11 protein-coding genes and 4 tRNA genes are annotated in these 14,996 nt (G+C 55.6%); all 15 read right to left on the reverse strand.

Annotation, left to right across the window (positions count from 1 at the left end; all coding sequences use genetic code 11):
- Nucleotides 1-54: 54 nt before the first annotated feature.
- The gene (gene rpoC, locus KGB21_RS23415; RefSeq protein WP_034148076.1) at nucleotides 55-4,254 is read right to left on the reverse strand and encodes a DNA-directed RNA polymerase subunit beta'; all 4,200 of its coding nucleotides are present in this window, start codon (nucleotides 4,252-4,254) and stop codon (nucleotides 55-57) included.
- A gap of 64 nt (nucleotides 4,255-4,318) precedes the next feature.
- Nucleotides 4,319-8,392: a DNA-directed RNA polymerase subunit beta gene (rpoB, locus tag KGB21_RS23420; protein ID WP_034148077.1), complete on the reverse strand. Its 4,074-nt coding sequence runs from the start codon at nucleotides 8,390-8,392 to the stop codon at nucleotides 4,319-4,321.
- 220 nt (nucleotides 8,393-8,612) lie between these two features.
- Nucleotides 8,613-8,978 carry a 50S ribosomal protein L7/L12 gene (rplL, locus tag KGB21_RS23425; protein WP_034148078.1) on the reverse strand — a complete coding sequence of 122 codons (366 nt, stop codon included), beginning with the start codon at nucleotides 8,976-8,978 and terminating at the stop codon, nucleotides 8,613-8,615.
- Nucleotides 8,979-9,053: 75 nt separating this feature from the next.
- Nucleotides 9,054-9,554, reverse strand: coding sequence for a 50S ribosomal protein L10 (gene rplJ, locus KGB21_RS23430; RefSeq protein WP_007970413.1), 501 nt, complete (start codon nucleotides 9,552-9,554; stop codon nucleotides 9,054-9,056).
- 198 nt (nucleotides 9,555-9,752) lie between these two features.
- A complete protein-coding gene (rplA, locus tag KGB21_RS23435; RefSeq protein WP_008041297.1) occupies nucleotides 9,753-10,448 on the reverse strand; it encodes a 50S ribosomal protein L1 in 696 nt (231 codons plus the stop codon).
- Nucleotides 10,448-10,879: a 50S ribosomal protein L11 gene (gene rplK, locus KGB21_RS23440; protein ID WP_007933726.1), complete on the reverse strand. Its 432-nt coding sequence runs from the start codon at nucleotides 10,877-10,879 to the stop codon at nucleotides 10,448-10,450. The genes rplA and rplK overlap by 1 nt, the downstream gene beginning before the upstream one ends.
- Before the next feature lie 117 nt (nucleotides 10,880-10,996).
- Nucleotides 10,997-11,530, reverse strand: a complete 534-nt coding sequence (gene nusG, locus KGB21_RS23445) for a transcription termination/antitermination protein NusG (protein ID WP_007933727.1) — start codon at nucleotides 11,528-11,530, stop codon at nucleotides 10,997-10,999.
- Between the two features lie 9 nt (nucleotides 11,531-11,539).
- Nucleotides 11,540-11,908, reverse strand: coding sequence for a preprotein translocase subunit SecE (secE, locus tag KGB21_RS23450; protein WP_007984402.1), 369 nt, complete (start codon nucleotides 11,906-11,908; stop codon nucleotides 11,540-11,542).
- 45 nt (nucleotides 11,909-11,953) lie between these two features.
- Nucleotides 11,954-12,029 (reverse strand) — tRNA-Trp (locus KGB21_RS23455).
- Nucleotides 12,030-12,203: 174 nt separating this feature from the next.
- Nucleotides 12,204-12,279 (reverse strand) — tRNA-Thr (locus tag KGB21_RS23460).
- A gap of 26 nt (nucleotides 12,280-12,305) precedes the next feature.
- Nucleotides 12,306-12,379 (reverse strand) — tRNA-Gly (locus KGB21_RS23465).
- A gap of 24 nt (nucleotides 12,380-12,403) precedes the next feature.
- Nucleotides 12,404-12,488, reverse strand: a tRNA-Tyr gene (locus KGB21_RS23470).
- Nucleotides 12,489-12,631: 143 nt separating this feature from the next.
- Nucleotides 12,632-13,072, reverse strand: a complete 441-nt coding sequence (locus tag KGB21_RS23475) for a hypothetical protein (protein WP_034148080.1) — start codon at nucleotides 13,070-13,072, stop codon at nucleotides 12,632-12,634.
- 7 nt (nucleotides 13,073-13,079) lie between these two features.
- On the reverse strand, nucleotides 13,080-13,829 hold the full coding sequence (locus KGB21_RS23480; RefSeq protein WP_223506875.1) for a pantothenate kinase: 750 nt from the start codon (nucleotides 13,827-13,829) through the stop codon (nucleotides 13,080-13,082).
- The gene (gene birA / locus KGB21_RS23485) at nucleotides 13,819-14,778 is read right to left on the reverse strand and encodes a bifunctional biotin--[acetyl-CoA-carboxylase] ligase/biotin operon repressor BirA (protein ID WP_223506876.1); all 960 of its coding nucleotides are present in this window, start codon (nucleotides 14,776-14,778) and stop codon (nucleotides 13,819-13,821) included. Before birA ends, KGB21_RS23480 begins: the two co-directional genes overlap by 11 nt.
- Nucleotides 14,779-14,996 lie beyond the last annotated feature (218 nt).

Raw genomic sequence — 14,996 nt, forward strand, 5'->3', positions numbered from 1 at the left:
GTCTCGATTCGATGAACGGAGCGAACAGGGCCTTACGCTCATTTACCGCAGAACTCAGTTACCGCTCGAGTTCAGCGCTTCGGTCAGTGCAGCTTCCACTTCACTGGCGCTAACGCGCAACGGTTTGTCAGCATCACGACGACGCTTGCGCTCGCTGTGATAAGCCAGACCGGTACCAGCCGGGATCAGACGACCCACGACCACGTTTTCTTTCAGGCCGCGCAGGTAGTCGCGCTTGCCGGTTACCGCCGCTTCGGTCAGTACGCGAGTGGTTTCCTGGAAGGAAGCCGCCGAGATGAACGATTCGGTGGACAACGACGCCTTGGTGATACCCAGCAGAACGCGAGTGAACTTGGAGACAAATTTGTCTTCGCCGCTCAAACGCTCGTTCTCTACCAGAACGTGAGTCAATTCCATCTGGTCGCCCTTGATGAAACTGGAATCGCCGGATTCAGCGATTTCAACTTTACGCAGCATCTGACGCAGGATGGTCTCGATGTGCTTATCGTTGATCTTCACGCCTTGCAGACGGTAAACGTCCTGGATCTCGTTAACGATGTACTTGGCCAGCGCACTTACACCCAGCAGACGCAGGATGTCGTGTGGATCGCTTGGACCGTCGGAGATAACTTCGCCGCGGTTTACCTGTTCGCCTTCGAACACGTTCAGGTGACGCCACTTCGGAATCAGCTCTTCATACGGATCGCTACCGTCGTTCGGGGTAATGACCAGACGGCGCTTGCCTTTGGTCTCTTTACCGAACGCGATGGTGCCGCTGACTTCAGCCAGAATCGACGCTTCTTTCGGACGACGAGCTTCGAACAAGTCGGCAACACGCGGCAGACCACCGGTGATGTCACGGGTCTTCGAAGTCTCTTGCGGGATACGAGCGATAACGTCACCGATCGCGATCTTCGCACCATCCGCCACACCGACCAGGGCGTTGGCTGGCAGGAAGTACTGAGCGATAACGTCAGTGCCTGGCAGCAACAGATCCTTGCCGTTGTCGTCGACCATCTTCACGGCAGGACGGATGTCCTTACCCGCAGCTGGACGGTCTTTGGCGTCGAGCACTTCAATGTTGGTCATACCGGTCAATTCGTCAGTCTGACGCTTGATCGTGATGCCTTCTTCCATGCCCACGTAGGTCACGGTACCTTTCATTTCGGTAACGATTGGGTGAGTGTGCGGATCCCACTTGGCCACGATTGCGCCAGCGTCGACCTTGTCACCTTCTTTAACCGAAATCACAGCACCGTACGGCAGCTTGTAACGCTCACGCTCACGACCGAAGTCATCAGCGATGGCCAGCTCACCGGAACGGGACACAGCAACCAGGTGACCATCCACGCGCTCTACGTGCTTCAGGTTGTGCAGACGGACGGTACCGCCATTCTTCACCTGAACGCTGTCAGCAGCGGAGGTCCGGCTTGCCGCACCACCGATGTGGAACGTACGCATCGTCAGCTGGGTACCCGGCTCACCGATCGACTGTGCAGCGATTACGCCGACAGCTTCACCGATGTTCACCTGGTGACCACGAGCCAAGTCACGGCCGTAGCACTTGGCGCAAATGCCGTAGCGGGTTTCGCAGCTGATCGGCGAACGCACGATCACTTCGTCGATGCTGTTCAGCTCGATGAATTCAACCCACTTCTCGTCTACCAGGGTGCCGGCAGGAACGATAACGTCCTCGGTACCTGGCTTGAATACGTCACGGGCAATAACACGACCCAATACGCGCTCACCCAACGGCTCTACAACGTCACCGCCTTCAATGTGCGGAGTCATCAGCAGACCGTGTTCGGTGCCGCAATCGATCTCGGTTACAACCAGATCTTGCGCTACGTCTACCAGACGACGAGTCAGGTAACCGGAGTTCGCAGTTTTCAACGCGGTATCCGCCAGACCTTTACGAGCACCGTGAGTCGAGATGAAGTACTGAAGTACGCTCAAACCTTCACGGAAGTTCGCAGTAATCGGCGTTTCAATGATGGAACCGTCCGGCTTGGCCATCAGGCCACGCATACCGGCCAGCTGACGAATCTGTGCTGCGGAACCCCGCGCACCCGAGTCGGCCATCATGTACATCGAGTTGAAAGACTCTTGGTCGACTTCAACGCCATGACGGTCGATGACTTTCTCTTTCGAGAGGTTGGCCATCATCGCCTTGGAAACTTCGTCGTTCGCCTTGGACCAAAGGTCGATCACTTTGTTGTACTTCTCGCCCTGGGTTACCAGGCCGGAGGCGTACTGACTTTCGATCTCTTTCACTTCGTCGGTGGCAGCACCGATGATGCGGGCTTTTTCATCCGGGATAACGAAGTCGTTAACGCCGATGGAAACGCCGGAAATGGTCGAGTAGGCAAAACCGGTGTACATCAACTGGTCAGCGAAGATCACGGTCTCTTTCAGACCAACCACGCGGTAGCACTGGTTGATCAGCTTGGAGATCGCCTTTTTCTTCATCGGCAGGTTGACGACGTCGTACGACAGACCTTTTGGCACAACTTGATACAGCAACGCACGGCCGACAGTGGTGTCGACGATACGAGTGCCGCTCACGCTGCCACCGTCACGGTCGTTGACGGTTTCGTTGATCCGCACTTTGACCTTGGCGTGCAGTGCGGCTTCGCCGGCACGGAACACACGGTCTACTTCCTGCAGATCCGCGAACACACGACCTTCGCCCTTGGCGTTGATCGCTTCACGAGTCATGTAGTACAGACCCAATACAACGTCCTGCGACGGAACGATGATTGGCTCACCGTTGGCTGGCGACAGAATGTTGTTGGTCGACATCATCAACGCACGCGCTTCGAGCTGGGCTTCCAGCGTCAGCGGTACGTGCACGGCCATTTGGTCGCCGTCGAAGTCGGCGTTGTACGCGGCGCAGACCAGAGGGTGCAGCTGGATAGCCTTACCTTCGATCAGTACCGGTTCAAACGCCTGGATACCCAGACGGTGAAGGGTCGGTGCACGGTTGAGAAGAACCGGGTGTTCGCGAATCACTTCAGCGAGAACGTCCCAAACTTCCGGCAGCTCGCGCTCGACCATCTTCTTGGCAGCTTTGATGGTGGTAGCGAGACCACGCATTTCCAGCTTGCCGAAAATGAACGGCTTGAACAGCTCGAGAGCCATTTTCTTCGGCAGACCGCACTGGTGCAGACGCAGGGTCGGACCTACGGTAATTACCGAACGACCGGAGTAGTCAACACGCTTACCGAGCAAGTTCTGACGGAAACGACCCTGCTTACCCTTGATCATGTCAGCCAGGGATTTCAGAGGACGCTTGTTCGAACCGGTGATAGCGCGGCCACGACGACCGTTGTCGAGCAGTGCGTCGACAGCTTCCTGCAACATACGCTTTTCGTTGCGCACGATGATGTCCGGAGCGGACAGATCCAGCAGGCGCTTCAAACGGTTGTTACGGTTGATCACTCGACGATACAGATCGTTGAGGTCGGAAGTCGCGAAGCGACCGCCATCCAGCGGGACCAGTGGACGCAGATCTGGCGGCAGAACCGGCAGAACGGTCAGCACCATCCACTCTGGCAGGTTGCCGGAACCCTGGAAGGCTTCCATCAACTTCAGACGCTTGGACAGCTTCTTGATTTTGGTTTCGGAGTTGGTTTGCGGAATTTCTTCACGCAGACGGCCAATCTCGTGTTCCAGGTCGATAGCGTGCAGCAGTTCGCGGACAGCTTCGGCACCCATGCGGGCATCGAAATCGTCGCCGAACTCTTCCAGCGCTTCGAAGTACTGCTCGTCGTTCAGCAGCTGACCTTTTTCAAGGGTGGTCATGCCCGGGTCGATAACGACGTAGCTCTCGAAGTAGAGAACGCGTTCGATATCACGCAGGGTCATGTCCATCAGCAAGCCGATACGGGACGGCAGCGATTTCAGGAACCAGATGTGGGCAACAGGCGAGGCCAATTCGATGTGCGCCATGCGCTCACGACGAACTTTTGCCAGCGCGACTTCAACGCCGCACTTCTCGCAGATCACACCACGATGCTTCAAGCGCTTGTACTTACCGCACAGGCACTCGTAATCCTTTACCGGGCCAAAGATCTTGGCGCAGAACAGGCCGTCACGCTCAGGTTTGAACGTACGGTAGTTGATGGTTTCCGGCTTTTTAACTTCACCGAACGACCACGAACGGATCATCTCAGGCGATGCCAATCCAATACGGATGGCGTCGAACTCTTCGACTTGACCCTGGTTTTTCAGCAAATTCAGTAGGTCTTTCAAGGCCTTTCCTCCTGGCGGAGCAGAGAGCGGGCAATCCTGCCCCGCTCTCGATTCGCGTCACGTGTTATTCGGTTTCCAGATCGATATCGATGCCGAGGGAACGAATTTCCTTGATCAACACGTTGAAGGACTCGGGCATGCCCGGCTCCATACGGTGATCGCCATCCACGATGTTTTTGTACATCTTGGTACGGCCGTTCACATCGTCCGACTTCACTGTGAGCATTTCTTGCAGAGTGTAAGCGGCACCGTATGCTTCCAGTGCCCAGACCTCCATCTCCCCGAAACGCTGACCACCGAACTGCGCCTTACCACCCAGCGGCTGCTGGGTAACCAGGCTGTACGAACCGGTAGAACGAGCGTGCATCTTGTCGTCTACCAAGTGGTTCAGCTTCAGCATGTACATGTAGCCAACGGTAACCGGACGCTCGAACTTGTTGCCGGTACGGCCGTCAGTCAGCTGCATCTGGCCGCTTTCTGGCAGGTCTGCCAGTTTCAGCATGGCCTTGATTTCGCTTTCCTTGGCGCCGTCGAACACTGGAGTGGCCATTGGAACGCCGCCACGCAGGTTCTGAGCCAGATCCAGGATTTCCTGGTCCGAGAAGTCATCAAGGCTTTCCTGACGACCACCGATCTCGTTGTAGATCTCGTGCAGGAACTTACGCAGCTCGGCAACTTTGCGCTGCTCTTCGATCATGCGGTTGATCTTCTCGCCCAGACCTTTGGCCGCGAGGCCCAAGTGGGTTTCAAGGATCTGACCAACGTTCATACGCGAAGGTACGCCCAACGGGTTGAGGACGACGTCGACCGGGGTGCCATTGGCATCGTGCGGCATGTCTTCAACCGGCATGATCACGGAGACCACACCTTTGTTACCGTGACGACCGGCCATCTTGTCGCCCGGCTGGATGCGACGACGGATTGCCAGGTAAACCTTGACGATTTTCAGCACGCCTGGAGCCAGGTCATCGCCCTGCTGCAGTTTGCGCTTCTTGTCTTCGAACTTGTCGTCCAGCAGACGGCGGCGATCAACGATGTAGGCCTGGGCCTTCTCGAGCTGCTCGTTCAGAGCGTCTTCAGCCATGCGCAGTTTGAACCACTGGCCATGCTCAAGACCGTCGAGCACTTCGTCGGTGATGTCCTGACCTTTCTTCAGACCGGCGCCGCCTTCGGCTTTGTGGCCGACCAGAGCGGAACGCAGACGTTCGAAAGTGGCACCTTCAACGATACGGAACTCTTCGTTCAAGTCCTTGCGGATCTCGTCGAGCTGAGACTTCTCGATCGACAGTGCACGAGCATCACGCTCAACGCCGTCACGGGTGAAGACCTGTACGTCGATGACAGTACCTTTGGTACCGGTAGGTACACGCAGGGAAGTGTCTTTAACGTCGCTGGCTTTTTCACCGAAGATCGCACGCAGCAGTTTTTCTTCCGGAGTCAGTTGAGTCTCGCCTTTCGGAGTGACCTTACCCACCAGGATGTCGCCTGCGCCTACTTCAGCACCTACGTAAACGATACCGGCTTCGTCCAGCTTGTTCAGTGCAGCTTCACCCACGTTCGGGATGTCCGCAGTGATTTCCTCTGGGCCAAGCTTGGTGTCACGGGCCACACAGGTCAGTTCCTGAATGTGGATCGTGGTGAAACGGTCTTCTTGAACAACGCGTTCGGACAGGCAGATGGAGTCTTCGAAGTTGAAGCCGTTCCATGCCATGAAGGCGATACGCATGTTCTGACCCAGCGCCAGTTCACCCATGTCGGTGGACGGGCCGTCGGCCATGATGTCGCTACGCTGAACCCGATCACCTTTACGCACCAGCGGACGCTGGTTGATGCAGGTATTCTGGTTGGAGCGGGTGTACTTGGTCAGGTTGTAGATGTCGACACCGGCTTCACCGGTTTCAACTTCATCATCAGCAACACGAACCACGATACGGCTGGCGTCGACGGAGTCGATCACGCCGCCACGACGAGCCACGACGCAAACGCCGGAGTCACGGGCTACGTTACGCTCCATGCCGGTACCTACCAGCGGCTTGTCAGCACGCAGGGTTGGTACAGCTTGACGCTGCATGTTCGAACCCATCAACGCACGGTTGGCGTCGTCGTGCTCGAGGAACGGAATCAGCGACGCTGCAACCGAAACTACCTGCTTCGGCGAAACGTCCATCAAGGTGACGTCTTCCGGCGCCTTGACGGTGAATTCGTTCAAGTGACGAACAGCTACCAGCTCGTCGATCAGGACTTTCTTGTCGTTCATCGTGGCCGAAGCCTGAGCGATCACGTGATCAGCTTCTTCGATGGCGGATAGGAATACGATCTCGTCGGTGACCAGAGCGTCCTTCACCACGCGGTACGGGCTCTCAAGGAAGCCGTACTGGTTGGTGCGCGCATAAGCGGCCAGGGAGTTGATCAGACCGATGTTCGGACCTTCCGGCGTTTCGATCGGGCAAACACGACCGTAGTGCGTCGGGTGAACGTCACGAACTTCAAAGCCGGCGCGCTCACGAGTCAGACCGCCAGGGCCGAGTGCAGAGACACGACGCTTGTGGGTGATCTCGGACAGCGGGTTGTTCTGGTCCATGAACTGGGACAGCTGGCTGGAACCAAAGAACTCTTTCACCGCCGCAGCCACTGGCTTGGCGTTGATCAGGTCTTGCGGCATCAGGCCTTCGCTTTCAGCCATCGACAGACGCTCTTTGACCGCACGCTCAACACGTACCAGGCCAACGCGGAACTGGTTCTCGGCCATTTCGCCTACGCAGCGAACACGACGGTTACCCAGGTGGTCGATGTCATCGACGATGCCTTTACCGTTACGGATGTCGACCAGAGTCTTCAATACCGCGACGATGTCTTCCTTGCACAGCACGCCCGAACCTTCGATCTCGGTACGACCGATACGACGGTTGAACTTCATCCGGCCGACCGCAGACAGGTCATAGCGCTCAGGGCTGAAGAACAGGTTGTTGAACAGGGTCTCGGCAGCGTCTTTGGTTGGCGGCTCGCCAGGACGCATCATGCGATAGATCTCGACCAGCGCTTCCAGTTGGTTGCTGGTGGAATCGATCTTCAGCGTGTCGGAGACGAACGGACCGCAGTCGATATCGTTGGTGTACAGAGTTTCGATGCGAACAACGCCGGCCTTGGCGATTTTCGCCAGGATCTCGGTGTTCAGCTCGGTGTTGCACTCTGCCAGGATTTCGCCGGTTGCCGGGTGCACGATGACCTTGGCGGTAGTGCGACCCAGGACGTAGTCCAGTGGCACTTCCAGCTCTTTGATCCCGGCTTTTTCCAGCTGGTTGATGTGGCGAGCGGTGATACGACGACCTTGCTCGACAATAACCTTGCCTTTGTCGTCCTGGATATCCAGAACCGCGATTTCACCACGCAGACGCTGAGGTACCAGCTCCAGGCTCAGGTTCTCGCCCTTCACATGGAAAACGTTGGTGGTGTAGAACGCGTCCAGCACTTCCTCGGTGGTATAGCCGAGCGCGCGCAGCAGTACCGATGCAGGCAGCTTGCGACGACGGTCGATACGCACGAATACGCAGTCTTTCGGGTCGAACTCGAAGTCCAGCCACGAACCGCGGTAAGGAATGATGCGAGCGGAGTACAGCAGCTTACCGGAACTGTGCGTCTTGCCACGGTCGTGGTCGAAGAACACGCCCGGGGAACGGTGCAGCTGGGAAACGATTACACGCTCGGTACCGTTGATTACGAAGGTACCGTTCTCAGTCATCAGGGGGATTTCACCCATGTAGACTTCTTGCTCTTTGATGTCCTTGATCGCTTTGTTCGACGATTCTTTGTCGAAAATGATCAGGCGCACTTTTACCCGCAAAGGTACGGCGTAAGTTACACCGCGCAATACGCATTCTTTGACATCAAATGCCGGTTCGCCCAGGCGATAACCGACGTACTCCAGCGCAGCATTGCCGGAGTAGCTGATGATCGGGAAAACGGATTTGAAGGCCGCATGCAGGCCCACGTCGCGGAACTGATCTTTAGTCGCTCCCGCTTGCAAGAATTCACGATACGAATCCAGCTGGATGGCCAGGAGGTACGGCACATCCATGACGTCCGGCAACTTGCTAAAGTCCTTGCGGATACGTTTTTTCTCAGTATATGAGTAAGCCATCAGCGTTCCCCAGCTTGGTCACCTGCTTGTTTGGCCCCTCCCGACGGGAGCAGCCAGAAAATCGTGCAAACCCCATGGTTTGCGCCACCGCATCGGGTGGTTACAGCTCGTTATCAACACCGACCCAGTCGGCTGCCAATAACGGAAAAAGGCCGGTGGCAAGAGCCACCAGCCATCAGCCTGTCGCTTAACGCTCGGGCTGGAGACGCAAAGTCGATGCTTATTTCAGCTCGACTTTAGCGCCTGCTTCTTCCAGAGTTGCTTTGGCTTTGTCAGCTGCGTCTTTGGCAACAGCTTCCAGAACCATGGCAGGTGCGCCGTCAACTACAGCCTTGGCTTCTTTCAGGCCCAGACCGGTCAGTTCACGTACAGCCTTGATCACGTTAACTTTCTTCTCGCCAGCTTCGGTCAGCATGACGTTGAATTCAGTTTGCTCTTCAACAACGGCAGCAGCAGCAGCTGGACCAGCCGATGCAGCAGCAGCGGTAACACCGAATTTTTCTTCGAAAGCTTTGATCAGCTCAACAACTTCCATTACGGACATGTTGCCAACTGCTTCAAGGATATCGTTCTGAGAGATAGACATGAATCTAATTCCTGATATTGGGGACGGCCTACGCGACCATCGAAAAAAACAAAAAACGCGAGAAGTTGACGAGCCTTAGGCTGCAGCAGCTTCTTTCTGGTCGCGAATTGCCGCCAGAGTACGAGCCAATTTGCTGGTTGCGCCTTGAATCACGCTCATCAGCTGAGAAATTGCTTCGTCACGGGTCGGCAGAGTTGCCAGTACGTCGATTTGGTTAGCTGCGAGGAACTTGCCCTCGAACGCAGCTGCCTTGATCTCGAACTTGTCCTGACCCTTTGCGAACTCTTTGAAGATCCGGGCAGCAGCGCCTGGATGTTCTTTGGAGAATGCAATCAGGGTAGGGCCAGTGAACACGTCGTTGAGGACACTGAATTCAGTGTCAGCAACAGCGCGCTTGAGCAGGGTGTTACGTACAACACGTACGTAAACACCAGCTTCACGAGCCTCTTTACGGAGTCCGGTCATCGCGCCTACTGTTACGCCACGGGCATCAGCCACGACAGCGGACAGAGCGACTTTGGCAGCCTCGTTGACTTCAGCGACGATGGCCTTCTTGTCTTCGAGTTTAATTGCCACGGGTTTAACTCCTGCTTGTTACCGTTTCATTCGATCGAAACCGAATGTCGTTTTGGTGTCTGATTCGGTAAGGAACCGGGAGCACCATCTGCGTAGGCTTGTGGTTTAAGACTTGCGTCGCCTACGGTCTTGGATAGCCCCCGCCAGGCAGGGACCCCAATTTTTCAATTGGCGCAATCGCTTGCGCCAATCTTTGTCTTACGCGTCGAGCGAGCTTTGGTCGATGACCAGACCTGGGCCCATAGTGGTGCTCAGGGTAACGCGCTTGACGTAAATGCCTTTCGAGGAAGCTGGTTTGATACGCTTCAGATCAGCGATCAGGGCTTCAACGTTTTCCTTCAGCTTGACGGCATCGAAGCCGATCTTGCCAACGGAAGTGTGGATGATGCCGTTTTTGTCGGTGCGATAACGAACCTGACCAGCCTTGGCGTTTTTAACCGCGGTAGCTACGTCTGGCGTTACGGTGCCGACTTTAGGGTTAGGCATCAGACCACGTGGACCGAGGATCTGACCCAACTGACCCACAACGCGCATTGCATCCGGGGATGCGATAACTACGTCATAGTTCAGGTCGCCGCCTTTCATTTCGGCAGCCAGATCGTCCATACCTACACGGTCAGCGCCGGCAGCCAGAGCGGCCTCAGCAGCTGGACCCTGGGTGAACACAGCAACGCGAACGGTCTTGCCAGTGCCGTGTGGCAGCACAGTAGCGCTACGAACGACCTGGTCGGATTTACGCGGGTCAACACCTAGGTTCACAGCTACGTCGAACGACTCGCTGAACTTGACAGTCGACAGCTCAGCCAGCAGGGCAGCAGCGTCTACAAAATTGTAGGACTTGCCTGCTTCGATTTTGCCGGCGATAGCCTTTTGACGCTTGGTCAGCTTAGCCATTACACACCCTCCACGTTAAGGCCCATGCTACGAGCAGAACCGGCGATGGTACGCACGGCTGCTTCCATATCAGCTGCAGTCAGATCCGCGTTTTTGGTTTTCGCGATTTCTTCCAGCTGAGCACGAGTTACAGTGCCAACCTTAACGGTGTTCGGACGAGCGGAACCGCTGGTCAGACCGGCCGCCTTCTTCAGCAGAACCGAAGCAGGGGTGGATTTGGTTTCGAACGTGAAGCTACGGTCGCTGTAGACAGTGATGATCACTGGAGTCGGCAGACCTGGCTCAAGACCCTGAGTACGGGCGTTGAAGGCCTTGCAGAATTCCATGATGTTCACGCCGTGCTGACCCAGAGCAGGACCAACAGGTGGGCTTGGGTTAGCCTGAGCGGCCTTCACTTGCAGCTTGATGTAAGCGGTAATCTTCTTGGCCATGAGGCACTCCAATTACGGGTTCAAACGCCTCGAAAGGCTCCCCGGTTACTTGCGCGTTTATCCCAGTGACGACAAAACCCCACAGCCTAAGGCTGCGGGGTTGGGATGCTTGTTCAGCTAGACCTTTTCGACCTGACTGAACTCCAACTCTACCGGGGTAGAGCGTCCGAAAATGAGCACCGCGACCTGGATCCGGCTCTTCTCGTAGTTAACTTCTTCGACCGTGCCGGTGAAATCGGCAAACGGACCATCGTTAACGCGCACCGACTCGCCTGGCTCGAACAACGTCTTCGGCTTAGGCTTATCGCTACCGTCAGCGACGCGACGCAGAATCGCTTCTGCTTCTTTATCAGTGATTGGTGCAGGCTTATCAGCAGTACCGCCGATAAAGCCCATCACCCGAGGAGTATCCTTGACCAAGTGCCAAGTACCCTCGTTCATATCCATCTGGACCAGCACATAGCCAGGGAAGAACTTACGCTCGCTCTTGCGCTTCTGGCCATTACGCATTTCAACCACTTCTTCAGTGGGAACCAGAATCTCGCCGAAGCCATCTTCCATGCCAGCCAGCTTTACGCGCTCGATCAACGAACGCATGACATGCTTCTCGTAACCCGAGTAAGCATGCACAACATACCAACGCTTAGCCACGGGACACCCTTAGCCGACAATCAAGGAGACAAGCCAGCCGAGCAGGGAATCGAGACCCCACAACAGCAACGCCATAACCAGGACAACAGCCACAACGATCAACGTGGTCTGCGTGGTTTCTTGGCGAGTTGGCCATACGACTTTACGAATCTCGGTGCGAGCTTCCTTAACCAGTACGAAGAAAGACTTGCCCTTAACTGTCTGCAAGCCTACAAAGGCAGCTACAGCAGCAATAGCAAGCAATGCGAGTACGCGGTACAGGATCGGCGAAGCAGAAAAGTACTGATTGCCAACAACGCCAACAACCACCAAAGCAACTACTACAAGCCACTTGAGGAGGTCGAAACGAGAGCCTTGAGCTTCAGCTTTAGGAGTCATCTATGAAGATCCTGTGAAAAGAAAGCCAGACACACCGAGTGAATCTGGCAGGTCAGGAGGGAATCGAACCCCCAACCTACGGTTTTGGAGACCGTCGCTCTGCCAATTGAGCTACTGACCTAAAACAAAATCAGGCCGACCATTATGCCGACCCGAAAAAGACTTTACAACACTTACCAGGTAAGCCTGACTGCAACACCGGCATTTTCAACACCGGCAACCTTCAGAAACACAACCAGGCGCAACCACTACCACCTAAAACAAAGGCAGATATTTTCATATCTGCCTTGTCATATGGAGCTCTTGAGCGGATTTGAACCGCTGACCTCACCCTTACCAAGGGTGTGCTCTACCAACTGAGCTACAAGAGCGTAACACTGTGCAAAACCTGCAAACGTGGAGCGGGTAGCGGGAATCGAACCCGCATCATCAGCTTGGAAGGCTGAGGTTCTACCACTAAACTATACCCGCGAGGCTTGCAGCTCTCGCTAAAAATGGTGGAGGGGGAAGGATTCGAACCTTCGAAGTCGTAGACGTCAGATTTACAGTCTGATCCCTTTGGCCGCTCGGGAACCCCTCCTAAGCGAGCCGGCATTCTACATCATGCCAGCCTTCTGTCAAGCATTTTTCTCATTAAAAACCTGAGCTTAGCTGCGTTGACCTCGCTTCACATCGCCAACCGTTTCCGGTCTTCGCTGTGGAGCGGGCGCCATTCTATGCAAACTATTCGATGGGTGCAACCCCCTCGCAAGGCATTATTTTATGTTTTAACTCATTGAATTCTTTAGAAAGGTTTATCAGCTGCAAATCGTCTAGCCAGCGCCTGCTTTCCGGGGCGATGCGAACCCAGTAACCGGCTGATTCAGTACCACCCTTCGGTAACGACTGAAATTTCACCTCCATCCCAGTCAACCGGCGCTCAAGCCCCTGCACTACGTCCTGCCGCGCAAAACCACCTATATAGAGGCAACCGGTATCAGCCTGTGGAGCCCTTCCTTTTTCCCTGGTTGCATCGGGCGCCTCGCTCAACAGACGAATATCTTGCTGAGACCCCCGATACAAGCTTAAAGGCGTCACATCCTTCGCCCGCAAAGGAGCTTCCTGCTGATGCCAGATGTAATAGAAAACATTGAGAACCAGCAGAAGCAGAAACAACCAACGCATAAGAACCTCAGGACAAAGGACACGCCATAGCCAAACCAACGAATACCAGGTCTGGAACCACCCTCGCCTCCGGCACGACGCCTGAAACCAGGACTGCATCGCCACCGGTAAGGAACACCACGAAATCATCACCCCAGTAACTGCGTGCCATCTCCAGCTGAGTCAGCACAAAACCCTGAAGCATCAGAAGACAGCCTCGCTCGACAGCTTCGACAGTCGTACGCCCCGGAACAAGACTCTCCAGCGCGCGCTCGGCCGCGAGATCGCCGTAACGAATCTTCCGGGTATGCGTACGAAGTTGATTGCGCATCAACGGCATACCAGGACAGATGAACCCTCCCAGGTGCTCACCATTCCCGGCAACGAAGTCGGCGGTCACAGCGGTACCGAAATCAAGCACAAGGCACGCGCCGCCAGCCAGATGAAAACCACCTAGCATCGCAAGCCAGCGATCCAGCCCAAGACGCTCGAACTCTTCATAGCCGTTGCGCACACCCGACATTTCCCGGGTCGGGGCCGCGCAGACCGCAGAGACTTTGAAGGACTCCCTCAACAAAGCGGTTAATTCACCGGTCTCTTCAGCAGTCCTGACACTAACCAACCGACAAAACCTGAGCGCAAGGCCTTTCAGAGCCCTCAAGCTTTCCAGTAGCGCCAGATCCGAATCAACGACTCCTTCACCCACTACCTTCCGGGCATTCGCTTCGAGCACGCGCCACTTGATGAAACTATTTCCGCAATCGAGCTCAAGAATCATCGCGCAACCTCAGACTCAGCTCGCCACCACTGAACACTTTTTCCACGCCATCCACCTTCAAGCGCAAGGCGCCCTGGCTATCGATTCCCAGCACTTCACCGGCGATCTGGCTAACTCCCGCGACCAACGATACCGCACGCCCCTGCCACAGATGATTTTGCTCCCACTCAGACTGGATCGCCGAGAACCCGCTCGCCTGATGGCGCGCCAGATACCTCTGCAGCGTCAGCCCAAGCTCCGCGACCAGCTGATTGCGATCGAACATCTTTCCAGACTCCAGCCGCATGGAAGTCCACTGTTGATCGACTTCATCGGTTAGCTGCATGTTTACATTTATTCCCACACCCAGCACCACATGGCACACGTCAGCAGGATCGCCCACCAACTCAAGCAGAATCCCGGCAATTTTCTTCTGGCCCACCAGAACGTCGTTGGGCCACTTCAATCCAGCCGCAGAAATACCGAGATCACGCAGCGTATGCATGACAGCGAGCCCTACAACAAGGCTCAATCCCTCGAGCTGACGCATCCCGCCTTCAATGCGCAGCACAAGGCTGTAATAGATGTTTTCTGCAAATGGACTCACCCACTTCCGACCTCGCCTTCCGCGGCCTGCCGTCTGACGCTCGGCAACCACAATAAAGGGTGCAGCCTGGCCACGATCTATGGCACGCAGCGCTTCAGCATTTGTGGAATCTATCGAGTCAATAACGAGCGCAGGCCAATTGCAGGATGGCGCTAGCCGCCCTATCTCGTGCGGATCCAGCAACGTCAAGGGCGCCGCCAATTGATAACCCCGGCCCCGCACCTTGTGAATGGACAAGCCCAGCTCGGCCTCCAGGTGCTGGAGTTGCTTCCAGACTGCACTGCGACTGACACCCAGGGCAGCACCCAGCGCCTGACCCGAATGGAATCGGCCATCTTTTAGAAGCTTTAACAACGTCAGCATGCAAGTTTCGCCTCACAATGAGGCCCGCATGATAGCTACGCCCCGGGCAGTTGCATAGAAACCCGGAGAGACAGATTTTCCTGCGGACAAAACAAAACCCCAACTGCTTTCGCAATTGGGGTTTCGGAATTTAATCTTGACGATGACCTACTCTCACATGGGGAAACCCCACACTACCATCGGCGATGCATCGTTTCACTGCTGAGTTCGGGATGGGA

Source organism: Pseudomonas sp. GL-RE-29, assembly GCF_019947275.1.
GTDB classification, from domain to species: Bacteria; Pseudomonadota; Gammaproteobacteria; order Pseudomonadales; family Pseudomonadaceae; genus Aquipseudomonas; species Aquipseudomonas fluorescens_A.